This window comes from Nonomuraea sp. B208, from assembly GCF_057536035.1.
Window position 1 is genome coordinate 725671 of the sequence record NZ_BAAJOU010000010.1, and the last position, 21922, is coordinate 747592.

At 66.4% G+C, this 21922-nt stretch carries 14 protein-coding genes, 3 rRNA genes and 1 riboswitch; of the genes, 16 read left to right on the plus strand and 1 reads right to left on the minus strand.

Annotated elements, in window-relative coordinates:
• Positions 1 to 88: 88 nt before the first annotated feature.
• From AC27IY_RS08710 to AC27IY_RS08725, 4 genes are all read left to right on the plus strand, one after another.
• Entirely contained in the window at positions 89 to 871 is a 783-nt protein-coding gene (locus tag AC27IY_RS08710) for a DeoR/GlpR family DNA-binding transcription regulator (protein WP_344207136.1), read from the plus strand.
• Entirely contained in the window at positions 868 to 1947 is a 1080-nt protein-coding gene (galT, locus tag AC27IY_RS08715; protein ID WP_487177625.1) for a galactose-1-phosphate uridylyltransferase, read from the plus strand. Before AC27IY_RS08710 ends, galT begins: the two co-directional genes overlap by 4 nt.
• A gap of 68 nt (positions 1948 to 2015) precedes the next feature.
• Positions 2016 to 2153: riboswitch (cyclic di-AMP (ydaO/yuaA leader) on the plus strand.
• Between the two features lie 6 nt (positions 2154 to 2159).
• Positions 2160 to 3143 (plus strand): coiled-coil domain-containing protein, encoded by a 984-nt coding sequence (locus tag AC27IY_RS08720; protein WP_487177626.1) that lies wholly within the window; start codon positions 2160 to 2162, stop codon positions 3141 to 3143.
• A gap of 7 nt (positions 3144 to 3150) precedes the next feature.
• The gene (locus tag AC27IY_RS08725; RefSeq protein ID WP_344207139.1) at positions 3151 to 3651 is read left to right on the plus strand and encodes a DinB family protein; all 501 of its coding nucleotides are present in this window, start codon (positions 3151 to 3153) and stop codon (positions 3649 to 3651) included.
• 14 nt (positions 3652 to 3665) lie between these two features.
• Here the strand turns inward: AC27IY_RS08725 and AC27IY_RS08730 are convergent, their stop codons facing one another.
• Positions 3666 to 4148 carry an ATP-binding protein gene (locus AC27IY_RS08730; RefSeq protein ID WP_364460550.1) on the minus strand — a complete coding sequence of 161 codons (483 nt, stop codon included), beginning with the start codon at positions 4146 to 4148 and terminating at the stop codon, positions 3666 to 3668.
• Between the two features lie 236 nt (positions 4149 to 4384).
• Between AC27IY_RS08730 and AC27IY_RS08735 the strand changes: the two genes are divergently transcribed.
• The 12 genes from AC27IY_RS08735 (at position 4385) to AC27IY_RS08790 (ending at position 21734) form a co-directional block, all read left to right on the plus strand.
• On the plus strand, positions 4385 to 5251 hold the full coding sequence (locus tag AC27IY_RS08735; RefSeq protein WP_329592013.1) for a helix-turn-helix domain-containing protein: 867 nt from the start codon (positions 4385 to 4387) through the stop codon (positions 5249 to 5251).
• 188 nt (positions 5252 to 5439) lie between these two features.
• Positions 5440 to 6831: a trigger factor gene (gene tig / locus AC27IY_RS08740; RefSeq protein WP_344207141.1), complete on the plus strand. Its 1392-nt coding sequence runs from the start codon at positions 5440 to 5442 to the stop codon at positions 6829 to 6831.
• A 356-nt stretch (positions 6832 to 7187) separates the two neighbouring features.
• Positions 7188 to 7820, plus strand: a complete 633-nt coding sequence (locus tag AC27IY_RS08745) for a ClpP family protease (protein WP_020542170.1) — start codon at positions 7188 to 7190, stop codon at positions 7818 to 7820.
• Between the two features lie 11 nt (positions 7821 to 7831).
• Positions 7832 to 8455, plus strand: a complete 624-nt coding sequence (locus AC27IY_RS08750) for an ATP-dependent Clp protease proteolytic subunit (protein ID WP_329592018.1) — start codon at positions 7832 to 7834, stop codon at positions 8453 to 8455.
• 186 nt (positions 8456 to 8641) lie between these two features.
• Entirely contained in the window at positions 8642 to 9925 is a 1284-nt protein-coding gene (clpX, locus tag AC27IY_RS08755; protein ID WP_091093961.1) for an ATP-dependent Clp protease ATP-binding subunit ClpX, read from the plus strand.
• A gap of 125 nt (positions 9926 to 10050) precedes the next feature.
• Complete coding sequence (locus AC27IY_RS08760; RefSeq protein ID WP_487177627.1) at positions 10051 to 12624, plus strand: valine--tRNA ligase; 2574 nt, start codon at positions 10051 to 10053, stop codon at positions 12622 to 12624.
• A 451-nt stretch (positions 12625 to 13075) separates the two neighbouring features.
• Positions 13076 to 14598: ribosomal RNA gene (locus AC27IY_RS08765) — 16S ribosomal RNA — on the plus strand.
• Positions 14599 to 14916: 318 nt separating this feature from the next.
• Positions 14917 to 18028: ribosomal RNA gene (locus AC27IY_RS08770) — 23S ribosomal RNA — on the plus strand.
• Between the two features lie 88 nt (positions 18029 to 18116).
• Positions 18117 to 18233, plus strand: a 5S ribosomal RNA gene (rrf, locus tag AC27IY_RS08775).
• Together the 16S, 23S and 5S rRNA genes form the textbook arrangement of a ribosomal RNA operon.
• A gap of 108 nt (positions 18234 to 18341) precedes the next feature.
• A complete protein-coding gene (locus tag AC27IY_RS08780) occupies positions 18342 to 19661 on the plus strand; it encodes a bifunctional folylpolyglutamate synthase/dihydrofolate synthase (protein ID WP_344218610.1) in 1320 nt (439 codons plus the stop codon).
• A gap of 94 nt (positions 19662 to 19755) precedes the next feature.
• A complete protein-coding gene (locus AC27IY_RS08785; protein ID WP_487177628.1) occupies positions 19756 to 20073 on the plus strand; it encodes a DUF4233 domain-containing protein in 318 nt (105 codons plus the stop codon).
• A gap of 11 nt (positions 20074 to 20084) precedes the next feature.
• Positions 20085 to 21734, plus strand: a complete 1650-nt coding sequence (locus AC27IY_RS08790) for a hypothetical protein (protein WP_487177629.1) — start codon at positions 20085 to 20087, stop codon at positions 21732 to 21734.
• Positions 21735 to 21922 lie beyond the last annotated feature (188 nt).

Below are 21922 nucleotides of genomic sequence, written 5' to 3' on the forward strand. Positions count from 1 at the left end.
GTGCCGACCAGGCAAGTGATCCTCGCGAACTAACATTTCCCACCATTGTCATGTCATAATTTGGTGGAATCTGTTGGAAGGGGCAAGGGTGCTCGCACAGCAGCGTCAGCAGGCGATCCTCGAACGTGTACGCAGCAACGGCGGCGTACGCGTGGCCGACCTCGTACGCGAGCTCGGCGTCTCCGACATGACCATCCGCCGCGACCTCGAGGTGCTGGCCGAGCGCGGCCTGCTGGAGAAGGTGCACGGCGGCGCGACCGCACTCGGCCCCGGTTCGACCGAGGAGCCGGGCTTCACCGCCAAGTCCGCCCGCCAGCAGCCGGAGAAGCAGGCGATCGCGCGCCGCGCCGCGCAGCTCGTCCGGCCGGGCACCGCCGTCGCGCTGTCGGCGGGCACCACCACGTGGGCCCTCGCCCATCACCTGATCGCCGTGCCCGAGCTGACCGTGATCACCAACTCGGTCCCCGTCGCCGACGTCTTCCACCGCAACCCGCGCGCCGACCGCACGGTGGTGCTGACCGGCGGCGTCCGTACGCCATCGGACGCGCTGGTGGGCCCGGTCGCCGTGGCCGCGATCCGCCGCCTGCACGTGGACACGCTCTTCCTCGGCGTCCACGGCATGAGCGTCCGTGCCGGCTTCACCACGCCCAACCTGCTGGAGTCCGAGACCGACAGGGAGCTGGTGAGCGCCGCCGGCCGCCTGGTGGTGCCCGCCGACCACACCAAGTGGAACACGGTCGGCATCAGCACCATCGCCGAGCTGAGCGAGGCCGACGTGGTCATCAGCGACGCGGCGCTGCCGGAGGAAGCACGCACGGAGCTGGCCGACCGGGCCGGCGAACTCATCATCGCGGAAGAGGGCACGCTGTGAAGCGCACCATCACCCATCTGGCCGACGGCCGGGAGCTCATCTACTTCGACCGGAGGGATGACGCCGACCGGAGCGCGGCGGACCGGCGCGAGCTCGGCCCCCGGCCGGTGGCCTCCGAGCTGCGTTACGACCCGCTGACCGAGGAGTGGATCGCGATGGCGGGGCACCGCCAGACGCGTACGTTCCAGCCCAAGGGCACGGCGGCCGAGTGCCCGCTGTGCCCGTCGGCGCCCGGCCGCGACACGGAGATCCCGGCGTACGACTACGACGTCGTGGTGTTCGAGAACCGTTTCCCGTCCTTCTCCGGAAATTTCGGTACGTATGAGGACGTGGGCGGCCTGAGCGAGGTCCGTCCCGGCGCCGGCCGCTGCGAGGTCGTCTGCTTCACCTCCGACCACGACTCCAGCTTCTCCCGCCTCTCCGACGACCAGGTCGAGCTGGTCATGGAGGCATGGGCCGACCGCACCGCCGAGCTGTCCGCCGTCGAGGGCGTGGAGCAGGTGTTCTGCTTCGAGAACCGCGGCTCGGAGATCGGCATCACGCTCGCGCATCCGCACGGCCAGATCTACGCCTACCCGTACGTCACCCCGCGCACCAAGCTCAACCTCGGCGCGGCCTCCCGGCACAAGGGCCCCGGCAACCTGTTCGCCGACGTCCTCGCCGCCGAGCGCGCGGCGGGCACGCGGGTCGTGACCTCCAACGAGCACTGGACGGCGTTCGTGCCGGCCGCCGCGCGCTGGCCGTTCGAGGTGCACATCTACCCGCACCGGCAGGTGCCGGACCTGCCGGCGCTGACGGAGGCGGAGCGGGCCGCGTTCGCGCCCCTCTACACCTCGGTGCTGCGGGCCTTCGACGGGCTGTTCGGGGTCGTGATGCCGTACATCGCGGCCTGGCACCAGGCGCCCGTGCGCGAAGGGCGGGACCTCGCCTACCTGCGGCTTGAGCTGTTCAGCATCAGGCGGGCGCCCGAGAAGCTGAAGTACCTGGCGGGGTCGGAGTCGGCGATGGGCGCCTTCGTCAACGACGTGCTGCCGGAGGAGGCGGCACGCATGCTCCGATCACAACTCGATCACTAATAGATTTCTACTTAAGGTCGCATTACTTGTGATCTACCACTAATATCCCCATAAGCAACGGCCTCACCAGCCGTCGCACGCCTAATCCCGGGCGCGTCGCCCGGGAGCCGGGGACCCACCGCACCTGGGGTGAATCCACTTCGGTGGTAGGGACGCTCTCACGCCCGAACCCGTCAGCTAACCCGGCCGGCAGAGGGAGAGGAACCCTGTACGTGGCGGCTTCGTCCCCCGTGCCCTTCGCCATCGGTCTCGTCACCGCCGCCGCCGTCCTCCTGTCGACGCCTCACCCTGTGCAGGCGGCCCCTGTGCAGGCGGCCCCTGTGCAGGCGGCCGCGCCGAAGCCGTCGGAGTCACAGCTCCGCGCCCAGCTCAAGCGGCTCAACACCAAGGTCGACAAGCTGATCGAGCAGTACAACCTCAAGCGCGTCGAGCTGGCCAAGGCGCAGGAGGCCGCCGAGACCGCCAAGGAACGCCTGGCCACGGCCGAGCGCACGCTCGCCGCCTCGGAGCAGCGCGTCGCCGAGCTCGCCCGCCTCCGCTACCAGAACGGCAACCCCCCGGTGCCGGGCTTCATGCTGGACGGCGCCAGCGCGGCCGTGCTCGACCAGCTCACCACCGAGCAGCAGGCGCTGGTGCAGGGCGTGGCCACAGCCCGCGACGAGAAGAAGAAGGCCGCCGCCGAGGCCGAGGCGCTGGCGGTCAAGATCCGCGGGGACGCGGCCGAGGTCGCCAAGCAGCGTGACGAGGCCGAGGACGTCATCGACGACATCAAGGACAAGCTGGCCGATCTGGTCCCGTACGGCACCGGCCGCAACTCCGACGGCAGCTGGGCCCCCGAGCTGCCGGCCGGCTCGGACAACATCACCGCGCGCACCCGGCTCATGCGCGAGCAGGTGACGAAGAACTTCGCGCTGCCGTTCTCGGTGGGCTGCTTCCGCTCCGGCTCCAGCGGCGAGCACCCGCTCGGCCGCGCCTGCGACTTCATGATGAGCTCGGGCGGCACCATGCCCAGCGCGGCCAACAACGCCCTGGGCGACCGCATCGCCGCCTGGGCCCTGCAGAACCAGAGCAAACTGGGCGTCAAGTACGTGATCTGGAAGCAGCGCATCAACTCGGGCTCCGGCTGGCGCGCGATGTCCGACCGCGGCAGCATCACCGAGAACCACTACGACCACGTCCACATCTCGATGAACTGAACGGAACATGGAAGACCCTCGCACCCCTCCGCCCCTGACCGGCGACGAGCGCACCGTGCTGAACAACTGGCTCGAATGGCACCGCGGCACCCTCGCGGTCAAGTGCGCCGGCCTGACCGACGAGCAACTGCGCCTGCGCAGCGCCGAACCCTCCGGGATGTCCCTGCTCGGCCTGGTACGGCACATGGCGAACGTCGAGCGCGCCTGGTTCCGCCGGGTGCTCGCCGGCGAGGACGTGCCGAAGCTGTGGGACAAGGACCGCGACAACGACGCCGACTTCAAGGAAGTGGACACCGCGTCGGTGGAGGAGGCGTTCGAGACCTGGCGGGACGAGATCGAGCGCGCCCGCGCCATCTCGGCCGCGCGGCCGCTCGACGCCGTGGGGGAGCGCAACGGCGGCGACTGCTCGCACCGCTGGATCCTCGTCCACATGATCGAGGAGTACGCCCGGCACAACGGCCACGCCGATCTCCTGCGCGAACGCATCGACGGCGCCACGGGGGAGTGATCAGAAGAAGGCGGTCACGGCTCGGTGCGGAAGAGCGCCCAGACGGCCTTGCCGCCGCGGGCCAGCCGGTCCCAGCCCCAGCTCTGGCTGTAGGTCTCGACGATGTAGAGGCCGCGGCCGTTCTCGGAGATGAAGTCGGGCTCCTTGCGCCGCGGCACCTCGTCGCTGGGGTCGGCCACGGCCAGCAGCACGTGGGGGCTGACCCGCATGAGCAGCAGCTCGATCTCGCGCCGGCCCGAGGAGCGCATCGCGTACCTGACCGCGTTCGTCACCAGCTCGGAGACCACGAGCGCGGCGTCGTCGCTCAGGTCGTGCAGCCCCCAGCCCCGGAGGGTGTTGCGGGTGACGTCCCTGGCGGTCTTCACCGAGTCGGCCTGGAAGGGCAACGGGCACGAGGTGGTGTACGGCTTGCCGCCACGACCAGTCAGCAACTGGTCGAAACCGACCTCGCGGGTTATCTGGAGGCAGTCGGCAGTGGCCAGAGGGTCCTCTACCATCCTGCCAATACCTCCCCGTAAAGCCTTGGTTAGTGCATGTTTGGCCCAATATGCACTAAGCCATCATGGGTCACGAGCGGCTGCGGCTGCAAGACCCAAATGCACGTGCAGCTGCAATGTGCAGCCGCAAGCGGCGTTTTCCCCGGTGAACAAGGCGAATCGGACACCCGGTTGGGACCTTGTCATAGCAGGCAATGTGGTGTCACTGTGTGGTGCGGACCTTGATAGGAGGCAAAGTGACGCAGAACCAGCCGGGTTCCGGGCCGACGGCGCTGCGCATCCTCCTGGGCTCCCAACTGCGCAAGCTCAGGGAAGCGAAGAACGTCACCCGCGAGGAGGCGGGCCACCTCATCCGTGGCTCAGAATCCAAGATCAGCCGCATGGAGCTGGGCCGGGTGGGGTTCAAAGAGCGTGACGTGGCCGACCTGCTGACCCTGTACGGGGTCGTCGACCAGCAGGCCCGCTCCGCCGTGCTCGACCTGGTCGCCACCGCCAACGAGCCGGGCTGGTGGCACCGGTTCAACGATGTCCTGCCCACGTGGTTCCAGGCGTACGTCGGCCTTGAGGAGGCCGCCACCAGGATCAGGACCTACGAGGTCCAGTTCGTGCCAGGACTGCTGCAGACCAAGGAGTACGCGAGGGCTGTGGTGACCGCCGGGACGGCGGGCATCGGAGCGGAGGAGATCGCCAGGAGGGTCGATCTCCGTCTGGAGCGCCAGAGGATCTTCGAAAGGCCGGACGGGCCCGTCTTCTGGGCGGTGATCGACGAGGCGGCGCTACGCCGTCCGATCGGCGGCGCCGAGGTGATGAAGGCTCAACTGGAGCACCTCATCGACCTCATGCGCCAGCCGAGCATCACGATCCAGATCATGCCCTTCAGCTTCGGCGGGCACAGCGCGGAGGGCGGGGCGTTCAGCGTCCTGCGCTTCCCCGACCCCGACCTGCCCGACGTCGTGTACGTCGAGCAGCTCGCCAGCGCCCTCTACCTGGACAAGCGCGAGGACGTCGACCGCTACACCGAGGTCATGGAGCGGCTCTGCGCCGTCAGCACCACTCCGGACGAGACGATCGAGCTGCTGAGGAAGATCGCGGACGAGTTCTGACGGCATGCGGACGTCGTTGTGACCGCCGGGACGTCGTTGTTGGGTATGCATCTGCCCTAGACTGGACCACCGGCGTTGGATGCCGCCGAGGCGGAGCATGCCCAACACCGCTCATGTGGGCGCGGCGCGTGAGCCGACCGAATGGACGCGCCCGCGATCACTCGTAGCTTGATCAAGGAGACCATTCCGTGAAGACCGCTGTCGAGGAGCTCAGCCCGACCCGGGTCAAGCTCACTGTCGAGGTGCCGTTCGACGAGCTGCGCCCGAGCATGGATGCGGCGTACAAGAAGGTCGCGCAGCAGGTGCGCGTCCCCGGGTTCCGGCCTGGCAAGGTTCCGGCCCGCATCATCGAGCAGCGCTTCGGCCGGGCGGTCGTCCTGGAGGAGACCCTCAACGACGCCGTGCCCAAGCTGTACGGCCAGGCCGTCGACGAGGCCGACGTGTTCCCGGTCAGCCAGCCTGACATCGAGGTCACGAAGATCGACGACGGTGAGCAGATCGAGTTCACCGCCGAGGTCGACGTCCGGCCCAACTTCGACGTGCCCGACTACCAGGGCATCGAGGTCACCGTCGACTCCGCCGAGGTCACCGACGAGGACGTCGACCGCCAGCTCGACGCGCTGCGCCAGCGCTTCGCGACGCTGACCGGCGTCGAGCGCGCCGCCACCGCGGGCGACTACGTCGTGATGGACCTGCGCGCCGAGATCGACGGCAAGAACATCGAGGAGCAGGCCGCCAGCGAGGTGTCCTACGAGGTCGGCGCGGGCTCCGTGCTCCAGGGCCTCGACGACGCCCTGGAGGGCATGTCCGCCGGCGACGAGAAGAGCTTCCAGACCGAGCTGGTCGGCGGCGAGAACGCCGGCGAGCAGGCCGACGTCATCATCAACGTCAAGTCGGTCAAGGAGAAGGTGCTGCCCGAGCTCGACGACGAGTTCGCCCAGCTCGCCAGCGAGTTCGACACGCTCGACGAGCTCAAGGCCAGCATCCGCGAGCAGGCCCGCCGCAACAAGCTGATCGACCAGGTCGTCCAGTCCCGCGAGAAGGCCCTCGACGCGGTGCTCGACCAGCTCGACCTCCCGCTGCCCGAAAGCGCGCTCAAGGCCGAGATCGACGCCCGCAAGCACAACCTCGACCACCAGGTGGCCGAGAGCGGGCTGAGCCGCGACGCCTTCTTCCGCCTCTACCAGACGACGGAGGAGGAGCGCTTCGCCGAGTTCGAGAAGAACTCCGCCCGCGCGCTCAAGGTCGGCTTCGTGCTCGACAAGGTCGCCAAGTCCGAGGAGCTGGGCGTCTCCGAGCAGGAGCTGACCAACTTCGTCGTGCGCCGCGCCATGGAGATGGGCGTCCAGCCCAACGAGCTGGCCAAGCACCTGGCCGACAACGACCAGCTCACGCTGGCCATGGTCGAGATCGTCCGCGACAAGGCCAAGTCCGTGATCGGTGACGCCGCCAAGGTCGTCGACACCGACGGCAACGAGGTGGACCTCAAGGCCATCTACACCGAGATCAACGGCGAGGCCCCCGTCGAGGAAGAGGCCGCCGCCGAGGACGGCACCACCGAGGACAAGGGCGAGGCGTAACCCTCACCCGCGCCCTCACCGGCGCTTCGCAGGAGCCCCCGGACCTCCCGTCCGGGGGCTCCGCCGTTTTCGCGAGGCGCGGCCGCGACCGCTTCGAAGGGGCTGAGACGCCCGCCACGGGACGCAGCGCGCCCCGGCCCTCGTGACCCGCCGTCACGGCCCCTGGCGCGCGTCCCGCCGTCTCAGGGCGCTCCAGGGACATCCGCCCGCACTCCGCCGCAGCCCGCCTCTCCCGCGTGGGCGCCGGGACATGCGCCGTCAGCGAACAGTCCGGCAGAGCGGGCATGACCTGTGGGCGGCGCGCGTTAAGGTCACAAGCAAAGCCAATCGATTACGACGCATCGGAAGGTGACGCTGTGACCAGCCCGCCGACCTTCTATCAGCCTGAGTCTCGAGGCCGTGAGAACGGCTCCGCCTTCCGGCTTGAGGACCAGCTTTACCAGCGCCTGCTCCGGGAGCGGATCATCGTGCTCGGGCAGGAGGTCAACGACGAGATCGCCAACCGCATCTGCGCTGAGCTGCTGCTGCTCGCGGCCGACGACCCCAACCGCGACATCACGCTTTACATCAACTCGCCGGGTGGCTCGGTGAGTGCCGGCATGGCCATCTACGACATGATGGAATACGTGCCGAACGACGTCTCCACCGTGGTCATGGGCATGGCGGCCTCCATGGGCCAGTTCCTGCTCACCGCGGGCGCCAGGGGCAAGCGCTACGCCCTGCCGCACGCGCGGGTCATGATGCACCAGCCGTCGGGCGGCATCGGCGGCACCGCCGCCGACATCGCCATCCAGGCCGAGCAGATGCTCTACGTGAAGAAGACGCTGGCCGAGCGGATCGCCTTCCACACGGGGCAGTCGCTGGACCAGATCGAGTCCGACTCCGACCGCGACCGTTGGTTCACCGCCGAGGAGGCCAAGGACTACGGCTTCATCGACCACGTGGTCCGCAGCGCGCGACAGGTGCCCTCGGCCGGGCCCGTCTCCTAGGGGGAGCTGACATGAACATCGAAAGCCGTTACGTTCTCCCCTCCTTCGTCGAGCGCACGTCGTACGGCGTGAAGGAGATGAACCCTTACAACAAGCTCTTCGAGGACCGCATCATCTTCCTCGGAGTGCAGATCGACGACGCGTCGGCCAACGACGTGATGGCCCAGCTGCTCACGCTGGAGTCGCTCGACCCCGACCGTGACATCAGCATCTACATCAACTCGCCGGGCGGTTCGTTCACCGCCATGACGGCGATCTACGACACGATGCAGTTCGTCCGGCCGGAGATCCAGACCGTCTGCCTCGGCCAGGCCGCCTCCGCCGCGGCCGTGCTGCTGGCGGGCGGCACCCCGGGCAAGCGCTTCGCGCTGCCCAACGCCCGGGTGCTGATCCACCAGCCGTCCACCGAAGGTGGCGGCCAGGGCAGCGACATCGAGATCCAGGCCCGCGAGATCCTCCGCATGCGCACGCTGCTGGAGGACATCGTGGCCAGGCACACCGGTAAGGCCTCCGCCGAAGTCCGTAAGGACATCGAACGCGACAAAATTCTCAACGCGGACGAGGCAAAGGCGTATGGTCTGATCGACGACATCATCCCGTCCAGGAAGAAGCGAGCTCAGGCCGTGGCTTCCTAGACGAGACGTGACGCACCGGAGCGCTGCCCAATAGGGCACGTTCCGGTGCGACTCGCCGCTAGGGGGCTCACTGAGGGCCCAGAAGACGGTAACGTCGAAACCTGAGCGGTTCGGCCAAGTCCGGAGGATGTCCGGAGACACTGCTCTCGCGAGAGCAGGGCGGTCCCACGCAAAGGAGTATCTGGGGTGGCACGCATCGGCGACGGGGGAGACCTGCTGAAGTGCTCTTTCTGCGGGAAGAGCCAGAAGCAAGTCAAGAAGCTCATTGCCGGTCCAGGCGTCTACATCTGCGATGAGTGCATCGATCTCTGCAACGAGATCATCGAGGAGGAGCTCTCGGAGTCCTCCGAGCTCAAGTGGGACAACCTGCCCAAGCCGAGGGAGATCTACGAGTTCCTCGACGCCTACGTCATCGGTCAGGACAAGGCGAAGAAGGCGCTCTCGGTGGCGGTCTACAACCACTACAAGCGGGTGCAGTCGGGCGACCGGGGCAGAGACGACGGCCTGGAGCTGGCCAAGAGCAACATCTTGTTGCTCGGGCCCACCGGCTCGGGCAAGACGCTGCTGGCGCAGACCCTGGCGAAGATGCTCAACGTGCCCTTCGCCATCGCCGACGCCACGGCCCTCACCGAGGCCGGCTACGTCGGCGAGGACGTCGAGAACATCCTGCTCAAGCTGATCCAGGCCGCCGACTACGACGTCAAGAAGGCCGAGACCGGCATCATCTACATCGACGAGGTCGACAAGATCGCCCGCAAGAGCGAAAACCCGTCGATCACGCGCGACGTCTCCGGCGAGGGTGTGCAGCAGGCGCTGCTCAAGATACTGGAGGGCACCACGGCATCGGTGCCTCCGCAGGGCGGCCGCAAGCACCCGCACCAGGAGTTCATCCAGATCGACACCACCAACGTGCTGTTCATCTGCGGCGGCGCGTTCGCAGGCCTCGAGAAGATCATCGAGTCGCGCATCGGCAAGAAGGGCATCGGCTTCAACGCGATCATCCGGTCCAAGGAAGAGATCGACACCGCCGACATCTTCTCCGACGTCATGCCTGAGGACCTGCTGAAGTTCGGCATGATCCCCGAGTTCGTCGGCCGGCTGCCGGTCATCACCTCGGTCCACAACCTCGACCGCGAGGCGCTCATCCAGATCCTCACCGAGCCGCGCAACGCGCTGGTGAAGCAATACCGCAAGCTCCTGGAGCTCGACGGCGTGGAGCTGGAGTTCACCGACGGCGCCCTGGAGGCCATCGCCGACCAGGCGATCCTGCGCGGCACCGGCGCCCGCGGCCTGCGCGCCATCCTGGAGGAGGTGCTCCAGTCCGTCATGTACGAAGTGCCCTCCCGCCAGGACGTCGCCCGCGTCGTCATCACCCGCGAGTCGGTGCTGGAGCACGCGATCCCGACGCTCGTCCCGCGCGACCAGCTCGCCGTCAAGCAGCAGCGCACGCCGCGCGAGAAGTCTGCCTGACCCGGACCGTTCACGCCCGAGCGCCCCGTGGCAGCACGCCACGCGGGCGCTTTCGGCGCTTCGGACCCATTTCCAGCCCGCATCCGAGCAAGCGGGGCGTTTTCCGCTTGCCGCCCTCCCTAGAATTGGTCACTGTGACAACGCCAGAGCTGCCTACTCAATACACACCGGCCGACGTCGAGACCCGCAGCTACGAGCGCTGGGTATCCCGAGGCTACTTCGGCGCCGACCCGGGCAGCTCGCGCGAGCCGTACAGCATCGTCCTGCCCCCGCCCAACGTGACCGGCGTCCTGCACATCGGGCACGCGCTCGACCACTCCATCCAGGACGCGCTCACCCGCCGCGCCCGCATGCAGGGCCGCGAGACGCTGTGGGTGCCCGGCATGGACCACGCCGGCATCGCCACCCAGAACGTCGTGGAGCGCGAGCTGGCCAAGGAGGGCCTGTCCCGGCACGACCTCGGGCGCGAGGCGTTCGTCGAGCGGGTCTGGCAGTGGAAGGAGGAGTCCGGCGGCCGGATCCTCGGCCAGATGCGCAAGCTGGGCGACGGCGTCGACTGGTCGCGCGAGCGCTTCACCATGGACCCGGGCCTGTCGCGGGCCGTGCAGACCATCTTCAAGCGCCTGTTCGACGACGGCCTCATCTACCGCGCCGAGCGCATCATCAACTGGTGCCCGCGCTGCCACACCGCGCTGTCCGACATCGAGGTCGAGCACAGCGAGGACGAGGGCGAGCTCGTCTCGATCCGCTACTCCGACGACCTCGTGGTCGCCACCACCCGCGCCGAGACCATGCTCGGCGACACCGCCGTGGCCGTCCACCCCAGCGACGAGCGCTACACCCACCTGGTCGGCACCATGGTCGAGCTGCCGCTCACCGGCCGCATGATCCCGGTGGTCGCCGACGAGCACGTCGACCCGGCCTTCGGCACCGGCGCGGTCAAGGTCACCCCGGCTCACGACCCCAACGACTTCGAGATCGGGCGGCGCCACTCGCTGCCGTCCATCACCGTCATGGACGAGCGCGGCGTCATCACCGCGCACGGCCCGTTCGAAGGGCTCGACCGCTTCGAGGCCAGGCCCGCCGTCGTGGCCGCGCTGCGCGCCGAGGGCCGCATCGTCGCCGAGAAGCGCCCCTACCTGCACGCGGTCGGCCACTGCTCGCGCTGCAAGACCGTCGTCGAGCCGCGGCTGTCGCTGCAGTGGTTCGTCAACGTCTCGCCGCTGGCCAAGGCCGCCGGCGACGCCGTCCGTGACGGCCGCACCCGCATTCACCCGCCGGAGATGGCCAAGCGCTACTTCGACTGGGTGGACGACATGCACGACTGGTGCATCTCCCGCCAGCTCTGGTGGGGCCACCGCATCCCGGTCTGGTACGGCCCCGACGGCGAGGTCGTCTGCGTCGGCCCCGACGAGGACCCGCCCGCCGGCTACACCCAGGACTCCGACGTCCTCGACACCTGGTTCTCCTCCGGGTTGTGGCCGTTCTCCACGCTGGGCTGGCCCGACCACACGCCGGAGCTGGAGCGCTTCTACCCGACGTCCGTGCTCGTCACCGGCTACGACATCCTGTTCTTCTGGGTGGCCCGGATGATGATGTTCGGGCTCTACGCCATGGATGGCGAGCCGCCGTTCCGGGTCGTGGCGCTGCACGGCATGGTCCGCGACCAGTACGGCAAGAAGATGTCCAAGTCGTTCGGCAACGTCGTCGACCCGCTCGACTGGGTCGGGCGCTTCGGCGCCGACGCCACCCGCTTCACGCTCCTGCGCGGCGCCAACCCCGGCGCGGACGTCGCGGTGAGCGAGGAGTGGGCGGCCGGCTCCCGCAACTTCTGCAACAAGATCTGGAACGCCACCCGGTTCGCGCTCATGAACGGCGCTGCCGTCGGCTCGCTCGACGGCGCAGACCTGACCGCGGCCGACCGGTGGATCCTGTCACGGCTGCAGACCGTCATCGGCGCGGCCGACGCCGCACTGGAGGACTTCGAGTTCGCCAAGGCGGCCGACCTGCTCTACCACTTCGCGTGGGACGAGGTCTGTGACTGGTACCTCGAGCTGGCCAAGATCCAGCTCGGTGAGGGGCTCGACCACACGCGGCTGGTGCTCGGCAACGTCTTCGACGCGCTGCTGCGGATGCTGCACCCGCTGGTGCCGTTCGTCACGGAGGAGCTGTGGCGGGCCGTCACGGGCGGCGAGTCGATCGTCGTGGCTCCGTGGCCGGTGCCCGACCCCCGCTACGCCGACCCCGAGGCCGAGGCCGAGATCGTCGCGCTGCAGGACCTCGTGACGGAGGTCCGCCGGTTCCGCTCCGACCAGGGGCTCAAGCCGGGTCAGAAGGTCGCGGCCCGCCTGGGGCTGGCCGGCACGCCGCTTGCGGCGCAGGAGACGGCCGCGCGGGTGCTGCTGCGGCTGACCGAGCCCGGCGAGTCCTTCAACCCCACCGCGCGCCTGGAAGTGGGCGGGGTGAGCGTCGAGCTCGACACCGCCGGCGCCATCGACGTGGTGGCCGAGCGCAAGCGGCTGGAAAAGGATCTCGCCGCCGCGCGCAAGGAGGCCGCGCAGGTGGCCGCCAAGCTGGGCAACGAGCAGTTCATGGCCAAGGCGCCCGACGACGTGGTCGCCAAGGTCAGGGGCCGCGCCGAGCAGGCCGCGGCCGACATCGCGCGGCTTGAGGCACAGCTGGCCGCGCTGGGGGTTTGAACCTTCCGGACGCAGGGAAGGTCTATTCGTTACCGAAGAACGACCTTCCCTGCCCGTGAGGGCTGCTAGAGTTTTCTGTGTAGGGCGAGTGCGCCTTGCCACTCCTCACAACGAACCCCGACCTTCGGGCTGGGTCCGACCAGGCGGTTGGACAAGCGGCGAAAGTTGGAGTAAGTTACGAGGGTTGCCTCGACGAGGGGCAAGTCCGGAAGCTCCCGGAACGGGCGGTTTGACAAGAATCGTCCGGATCTGGTAAGCTGAAGGGAAAGCGAAGTGCGCCTCCGGCGCCGGGACTTGAGAGAGTGTCCGGCGAGGAAGTACGCGTCCGTTTCTTGAGAACTCAACAGTGTGTTAAAAGCCAGTGCATGTGCATCACACATGTATGACCCCGTCATTTTTGACGGATTCTTGCTTGGATGATTCATCCGAACAAGCTGTATTACGCAGACATTGTTTGGAGAGTTTGATCCTGGCTCAGGACGAACGCTGGCGGCGTGCTTAACACATGCAAGTCGAGCGGAAAGGCCCTTCGGGGTACTCGAGCGGCGAACGGGTGAGTAACACGTGAGCAACCTGCCCCTGACTCTGGGATAAGCCCGGGAAACTGGGTCTAATACCGGATATGACCGCCTCCGGCATCGGATGGTGGTGGAAAGTTTTTCGGTCGGGGATGGGCTCGCGGCCTATCAGCTTGTTGGTGGGGTAGTGGCCTACCAAGGCGACGACGGGTAGCCGGCCTGAGAGGGCGACCGGCCACACTGGGACTGAGACACGGCCCAGACTCCTACGGGAGGCAGCAGTGGGGAATATTGCGCAATGGGCGGAAGCCTGACGCAGCGACGCCGCGTGGGGGATGACGGCCTTCGGGTTGTAAACCTCTTTCAGCAGGGACGAAGTTGACGTGTACCTGCAGAAGAAGCGCCGGCTAACTACGTGCCAGCAGCCGCGGTAATACGTAGGGCGCAAGCGTTGTCCGGAATTATTGGGCGTAAAGAGCTCGTAGGTGGCTGGTCGCGTCTGCCGTGAAAGCCCGCAGCTTAACTGCGGGTCTGCGGTGGATACGGGCCGGCTAGAGGTAGGTAGGGGCAAGTGGAATTCCTGGTGTAGCGGTGAAATGCGCAGATATCAGGAGGAACACCGGTGGCGAAGGCGGCTTGCTGGGCCTTACCTGACGCTGAGGAGCGAAAGCGTGGGGAGCGAACAGGATTAGATACCCTGGTAGTCCACGCTGTAAACGTTGGGCGCTAGGTGTGGGACCCTTCCACGGGTTCCGTGCCGGAGCTAACGCATTAAGCGCCCCGCCTGGGGAGTACGGCCGCAAGGCTAAAACTCAAAGGAATTGACGGGGGCCCGCACAAGCGGCGGAGCATGTTGCTTAATTCGACGCAACGCGAAGAACCTTACCAAGGTTTGACATCACCCGGACCGCCTCAGAGATGGGGCTTCCCTTTTGGGCTGGGTGACAGGTGGTGCATGGCTGTCGTCAGCTCGTGTCGTGAGATGTTGGGTTAAGTCCCGCAACGAGCGCAACCCTTGCTCCATGTTGCCAGCAACACCTTCGGGTGGTTGGGGACTCATGGGGGACTGCCGGGGTCAACTCGGAGGAAGGTGGGGATGACGTCAAGTCATCATGCCCCTTATGTCTTGGGCTGCAAACATGCTACAATGGCCGGTACAGAGGGTTGCGATACCGTGAGGTGGAGCGAATCCCTAAAAGCCGGTCTCAGTTCGGATTGGGGTCTGCAACTCGACCCCATGAAGTCGGAGTCGCTAGTAATCGCAGATCAGCAATGCTGCGGTGAATACGTTCCCGGGCCTTGTACACACCGCCCGTCACGTCACGAAAGTCGGCAACACCCGAAGCCCGTGGCCCAACCAGCTTGCTGGGGGGAGCGGTCGAAGGTGGGGCTGGCGATTGGGACGAAGTCGTAACAAGGTAGCCGTACCGGAAGGTGCGGCTGGATCACCTCCTTTCTAAGGAGCACTCTCACCCGTCACCACCGAACGTGTGGTGGGGTGACAGCTCACTAGTGGAGCACTGGCTAGTCAGCCGGACCGGGTCGCCGGGCCGCAAGTACCGCCCATTCCCTCTCGCGAGGGACAGGGAGTGGGAACGGGGTCGCCGGGGGTTCGGGCCGGGTCTGTAACACACTGTTGGGTCCTGAAGGAACGGGCACGTTGTGCTTGTCTTCTTCGGAGCACAGGGCCACTGAAGCGTCAGAGGATTCTCTGGTGTGGATGTGGTTGCTGTTTGTTGTTTGAGATTTGCATAGTGGACGCGAGCATCTTTGTGGCCAAGTTTTTAAGGGCACACGGTGGATGCCTTGGCATCAGGAGCCGATGAAGGACGTGGGAGGCTGCGTTAAGCCTCGGGGAGTCGCCAACCAGACGTTGATCCGGGGATGTCCGAATGGGGAAACCTAGCACCAGTCATGTGGTGTTGCCTCCGCCTGAATGTATAGGGCGGTTGGTGGTAACGCGGGGAAGTGAAACATCTCAGTACCCGTAGGAAGAGAAAACAAGAGTGATTCCGTGAGTAGTGGTGAGCGAAAGCGGATGAGGCTAAACCGGGCGTGTGTGATAGCCGGCAGGCGTTGCATGTCCGGGGTCGTGGGACCTTCCTGAAGTGGCTGCCGCCGCTTCGAGAAGTTATAAACCTTTGGGGTAGTTGAAAGCTCTGGGAAGGGCTGCCGTAGACCGTGAGAGCCGGGTAGACGAAACCTTGAAGGCTTCTGGAGGGGATCCCAAGTAGCACGGGGCCCGAGAAATCCTGTGTGAATCTGCCAGGACCACCTGGTAAGCCTAAATACTCCCTGATGACCGATAGTGCACGAGTACCGTGAGGGAAAGGTGAAAAGTGCCCCGGTGAGGGGTCGTGAAATAGTACCTGAAACCGTGTGCCTACAAGCCGTAGGAGCTTAGCTGGTCTTCGGATCGGCTGTGATGTGACTGCGTGCCTTTTGAAGAATGAGCCTGCGAGTTATGGTGTGTGGCGAGGTTAACCCGTGTGGGGGAGCCGTAGCGAAAGCGAGTCTGAAGAGGGCGTTTGAGTCGCATGCTGTAGACCCGAAGCGGAGTGATCTACGCATGGGCAGGTTGAAGCTCAGGTAAGACTGGGTGGAGGACCGAACCCACCAGGGTTGAAAACCTGGGGGATGATCTGTGTGTAGGGGTGAAAGGCCAATCAAACTCCGTGATAGCTGGTTCTCCCCGAAATGCATTTAGGTGCAGCGTCGCGTGTTTCTTGCCGGAGGTAGAGCACTGGATGGCCGATGGGCCCGACAAGGTTACTGACGTCAGCCAAACTCCGAATGCCGGTAAGTGAGAGCGTGGCAGTGAGACTGCGGGCGATAAGGTTCGTAGTCGAGAGGGAAACAGCCCAGATCACCGACTAAGGCCCCTAAGCGTGTGCTAAGTGGGAAAGGATGTGGAGTCGCAGAGACAACCAGGAGGTTGGCTTAGAAGCAGCCACCCTTGAAAGAGTGCGTAATAGCTCACTGGTCAAGTGATTCTGCGCCGACAATGTAGCGGGGCTCAAGCACACCGCCGAAGTCGTGGCACTGACGAGTACTTTGTGCTTGTTGGTGGGTAGGGGAGCGTCGTGCAGCCGGTGAAGCGGCAGAGTGATCTAGTCGTGGAGGCTGTGCGAGTGAGAATGCAGGCATGAGTAGCGAATCGAGGGTGAGAAACCCTCGCGCCGGATGACCAAGGGTTCCTGGGGCAGGCTAATCCGCCCAGGGTAAGTCGGGACCTAAGGCGAGGCCGACAGGCGTAGTCGATGGACAACGGGTTGATATTCCCGTACCCGCTTCAATGCGCCCATACTGAACCTCGTGATGCTAAGAGTCCTTAAGTCGGCCGGCCCTTCGGGGCGGGTGTCAGGCTGAACGCTCGGTCCGATCGGGTAGTAGGTAAGCGATGGGGTGACGCAGGAAGGTAGTCCAGCCCAGGCGATGGTTGTCCTGGGGTAAGCATGTAGCCCGTGTTGTAGGCAAATCCGCAACACATGCAGGGTGAGATGTGATGCCGAGCCGATTGTGGTGAAGTGGATGATCCTATGCTGCCGAGAAAAGCCTCTAGTGAGTGTTGTGGCGGCCCGTACCCTAAACCGACTCAGGTGGTCAGGTAGAGAATACTAAGGCGATCGGGTGAACTGTGGTTAAGGAACTCGGCAAATTGCCCCCGTAACTTCGGGAGAAGGGGGACCTCTGCTGGTGATGAGTCTTGCACTCGGAGCTGGTGGGGGTCGCAGTGGCCAGGGGGAAGCGACTGTTTACTAAAAACACAGGTCCGTGCGAAGTCGTAAGACGATGTATACGGACTGACGCCTGCCCGGTGCCGGAACGTTAAGGGGACCGCTTAGTCCGACTTCGGTTGGGCGAAGGTGAGAACTTAAGCGCCGGTAAACGGCGGTGGTAACTATAACCATCCTAAGGTAGCGAAATTCCTTGTCGGGTAAGTTCCGACCTGCACGAATGGCGTAACGACTTCCCCGCTGTCTCAACCACAGACCCGGCGAAATTGCACTACGAGTAAAGATGCTCGTTTCGCGCAGCAGGACGGAAAGACCCCGGGACCTTCACTACAGCTTGACATTGGCGTTTGGAGCGTCTTGTGTAGGATAGGTGGGAGACTGGGAAGCTCGGACGCTAGTTCGGGTGGAGTCATTGGTGAAATACCACTCTGGTCGTTTTGAACGTCTAACTCTGGTCCGTGATCCGGATCGGGGACAGTGTCTGGTGGGTAGTTTAACTGGGGCGGTTGCCTCCTAAAGGGTAACGGAGGCGCCCAAAGGTTCCCTCAGCCTGGTTGGCAATCAGGTGTTGAGTGTAAGTGCACAAGGGAGCTTGACTGTGAGACTGACGGGTCGAGCAGGAGCGAAAGCTGGGACTAGTGATCCGGCATCGGCGTGTGGAAGCGGTGTCGCTCAACGGCTAAAAGGTACCCCGGGGATAACAGGCTGATCTTCCCCAAGAGTCCATATCGACGGGATGGTTTGGCACCTCGATGTCGGCTCGTCGCATCCTGGGGCTGGAGTAGGTCCCAAGGGTTGGGCTGTTCGCCCATTAAAGCGGTACGCGAGCTGGGTTTAGAACGTCGCGAGACAGTTCGGTCCCTATCCGCTGCGCGCGCAGGAGACTTGAAAGGGGCTGTCCCTAGTACGAGAGGACCGGGACGGACGAACCTCTGGTGTGCCAGTTGTATCGCCAGGTGCACGGCTGGTTGGCTACGTTCGGAAGGGATAACCGCTGAAAGCATCTAAGCGGGAAGCTCGCCTTGAGATGAGGTCTCCCACCCTGTGAGGGGGTAAGGCTCCCGGTAGACGACCGGGTTGATAGGCCGGAGGTGGAAGCGCGGTAACGTGTGGAGCTGACCGGTACTAATAGGCCGAGGACTTGACCTCAAAGCATACTTATTTTCTAGTTTTTGCTCGCGTCCACTAGGCAATTCTGAGACTGCAAACACGGCTGTGTTTGTTTGTTTCGGAGGGTTACGGCGGTTATGGCGGGAAGGAAACACCCGGTTACATTCCGAACCCGGAAGTTAAGCTTCTCTGCGCCGATGGTACTGCACTCGGGAGGGTGTGGGAGAGTAGGTCACCGCCGGACAATCTTTATGGAGGGCCCCGACTGAGTCGGGGCCCTTCTGCATTTGTGCGGTGCCCCAGGGAGTGGGGCGTGGCTGGGAGCGGTGCGAGCAGTCAGTAGGGTTGAGGTGTGGATTATCGTGCCGTCGAACGCGCGATCTTGGAGCGCGGCGTCGAGTGGGACTTCGAGCCGACGCTGGACAGGATCGCGGCCCTGCTGGACCTGCTCGGCTCACCGCAGCGGGCGTACCCGGTCATACACATCGCCGGCACCAACGGCAAGACGAGCACCGCGCGGCTGACCGAGGCGCTGCTCAAGGAGCGCAACCTGCGGGTGGGGCGGTTCACCAGCCCTCACCTGGTGTCCATGCGCGAGCGCATCACCGTCGACGGTGAGCCGCTCAGCGAGGAACGCTTCGCGCAGGTCTACGAGGAGATCATCCCGTACGTCGAGCTCGCCGACACCCAGGGCCGGCGCATCCAGTTCTTCGAACTGCTGACGGCCATGGCGTTCGCGGCGTTCGCCGACACGCCCGTGGACGTGGCGGTCATCGAGACCGGGATGGGCGGATCGTGGGACGCCACCAATGTCGCCGACGGCACCGTGTGTGTGATCACTCCTATCTCCCTCGATCACACCGACCGGCTCGGGCCCGACATCCCCAGCATCGCCGGGGAGAAGGCGGGCATCATCAAGCCCGGCGCCACCGCGATCCTGGCCCAGCAGGAACTGGCCGCGGCAGAAGTGCTGATGCGACGCTCGGCCGAGGTGGGCGCGGTCGTGGCGCGCGAAGGGCTGGAGTTCGGGGTGATGAGCCGCGAGGTCGCCATCGGCGGGCAGCTGCTCACCCTGCGCGGCCTCAAGGGCGTCTACGACGAGGTCTACCTGCCGCTGTACGGTGCTCACCAGGCGGGCAACGCGGCTTGCGCCCTGGCCGCCGTCGAGGCGCTGACGGGCGGCGACGACCCGCTCGACGCCGACCTCGTACGCCAGGCCTTCGCGCAGGCATCCTCGCCGGGGCGCATGGAGGTCGTACGCCGTACTCCGACGGTCGTCATCGACGCCGCCCACAACCCCGGCGGCATGCAGGCGACGCTGGAGGGGCTGCACGAGGCGTTCGACTTCGCGAAGGTCATCGGCGTGGTCGCGGTCATGCGCGACAAGGACGTCGAGGGCCTGCTGGAGCTGCTTGAGCCGATCGTGGACGAGATCATCGTCACGCGTAACTCCTCGCCCAGGTCGTTGACGGCGGACGAGCTGGCGGCGCTGGCCGAGCCGATCTTCGGCGAGGAGCGGGTACACGTGGAGGACCGGCTGGACGACGCGATCGACAAGGGCATCGGCATCGCCGACGCCGAGGGTGAGTTCAGCGGCACCGGCGTGCTGATCACGGGGTCGGTCGTCACGGCGGGGGACGCGCGGCGGCTGCTGAAGGCGGACGGCGTCTGATGACCGGATGCGACGCGTCGGGCCCGCCGGGCGTACCGGCCCGGTTGATGAGGATGAAGGGGGGTTCGAGATGAGCTTTCAGGTGACGCCGGGCATGCGTAGGCTAGGCGCCAGCGTGCTCGGGATGGAGGCGATCGTCGCCGGGCTGATCACGCCCGTCGCGATCGTCATCGGCAAGGTCGAGCCCGCGCTGGCGGTGACCGTCGGGATCGGGCTGGCCGTGCTGTGCGTGGTCGCCGCCGGCCTGCTCAAGAAGCCGGTCGGCTACCTGCTGGGCAGCGTCGTCCAGGTGCTGGCGATCGCGAGCGGGTTCCTGGTGACGTCCATGTTCTTCCTTGGGGCGATCTTCGCGGCGCTGTGGATCACCGCGATTATGGTCGCTCGCCGTGTCGAGGGCGCTACTACCCGCTAAAGTCGGCCTACATGGCCGTCCCCCCGATCCAGCGGTCGCTCCGTACGGTTGCGCCCGGAAACAGCTGGTTGCTCGACACTCTGCTCGGGCTGCTGGTCGTCTGCGCGCTGCCGCTGGCGATCACCACGATCCCCAACACGCTCTCCGTCGTCGCGAGGCTGCTGCCCGCCGACATCGACCAGGTCGGGCTCATGCGTACGCACGGGCTCGCCCTGCCCGTGCTCATGCTGGCCGTGCCGCTCGCGGCGGTGGCGCTGCGGCGGGTTCCTGCCGCGCATCTCATGCTCGCCGGGCTGGCGCTGGTGGCGCTGTCCGACGCGGCGGGCGGCTACGCGGCCGGCGAGCTTCTCGTCGGCGTCGTACGCGTGTTGCGCGGCGTCGGGTGCGGCCTGCTCGTGCCCGCCACGCTGGTCGCGGTCTGGACGCGTACGCCGGTGCTTCGCGGTCTGTGGGCAGGGACGTTCAGCCTGAGTCTGCTCACGGCGCAGGCGCTGGCGCTGTGGCCGCTGGACGCGGTCAGCAGCTGGAAGGTGACGTTGCAACCGTACCCGCTGGTGACGGGGGTCGCGCTGGGGTTGGCGGCGGCGTACCTGCTGGCCTGGATGTTGCTCGGCCGGCCCGAGGCTCCCGTTTTCGCGGTGGGCGAGCGCGGCCGGCTGCTGCTGTGCGTCGTTCTGGCGCTCGGGATCGCCGTGGTGGCGATCAGCACGGCCTCGGCGGGCTGGCGGGCGCCTCCGGTGGTGCTGCTGGCGGCCACGGCCGTGTTCGGGCTGCTGGCGCTGGCGTCGATCGGTCCTGTGGAGAGCCGCAGGGCGGCGTACGTGCTGGTGGCCGTCGGGGTGGTGCTGCTGCCGAGTGCGGCTCAGGTGACGCTGGTGGAGATGGGCGGGCTCGGCGGGCCCGGGTTGCGCGGGCTGTGGATCCCGTACGTCGTCGCGGGGGTGCTGGCGATCGGCGCGGCGGTGGCCGTGCGGCTGTTCGCGGTGGGTGCCGGGAGGTGGCTGGCGCCGCTGGGGCTGCTGTCCATGGTGGTGGGGTTGTGCTCGGTCCGGCTGGTGGTGCCGTCGGCCGACGGGATGGTGCTGGCGGTGCCGTTCACGTTGCTGGCGGTGGGAGCGGCGGTGGCCCTGACGGCGACGTTGCAGGAGGTCGGGATCGGGGCGGCGGCGTTCGGGCTGTCGTTGTGCGTGGCCGGGGTGCTGGCCGGGTTCCTGCTGGGGACCGGGGTGCAGATGGCGCTGCTGGACGGGGTCCGGTCGGCGCAGGAGCTGGTCGACAAGTTCGTGGGGGCGTTGCACTGGTGGGCGCTCATCGGTGGGTTCCTGCTGGTGGCGATCATCGTGCTGGCGGCGGTGCTGGCGCGGCGGTCCGAGGGCGACGAAGGAGGCAAACGGGCCTTCGAGGATGTCCTGCTCGTAACGGCACCGCAGGGTGATCCGGGTGCGGGGAGCGAGGCCGTTGACTGCGCCGGCGAGCGGCGGAAGTGGGGAGATGCCTTCGCCGCCGCGGACGATTCTGGCCGGGGCGAGGAGCGGGGTCCGGGCGGGACTGAAGGTGGCCGGTCCGTGCCGGACGGGCCTGCGGTCGCTGAGGCCGAGGAGGGGCAGGTGCCCGCTGTTCCGCCTCAGGCGAAGTCACCTGAAGACGACCGTGCCCCCTAGGCGGCCCCGTCCGGTCTTCACAACGGCTCGGAGGGCCAGGGCGGGATCGCCGGACGAAACGAGGGTGCGGGCCCGGGACGGTAAGCTGAGGCCCGGCTACGGCGACGTCCGGGCCCGTGCCCGGCCGAGGCGTCCTCGCGATGAGGCCGGGGCGCCGGTAGCCGCGACCCCATTCTGTTCGAAGGAGA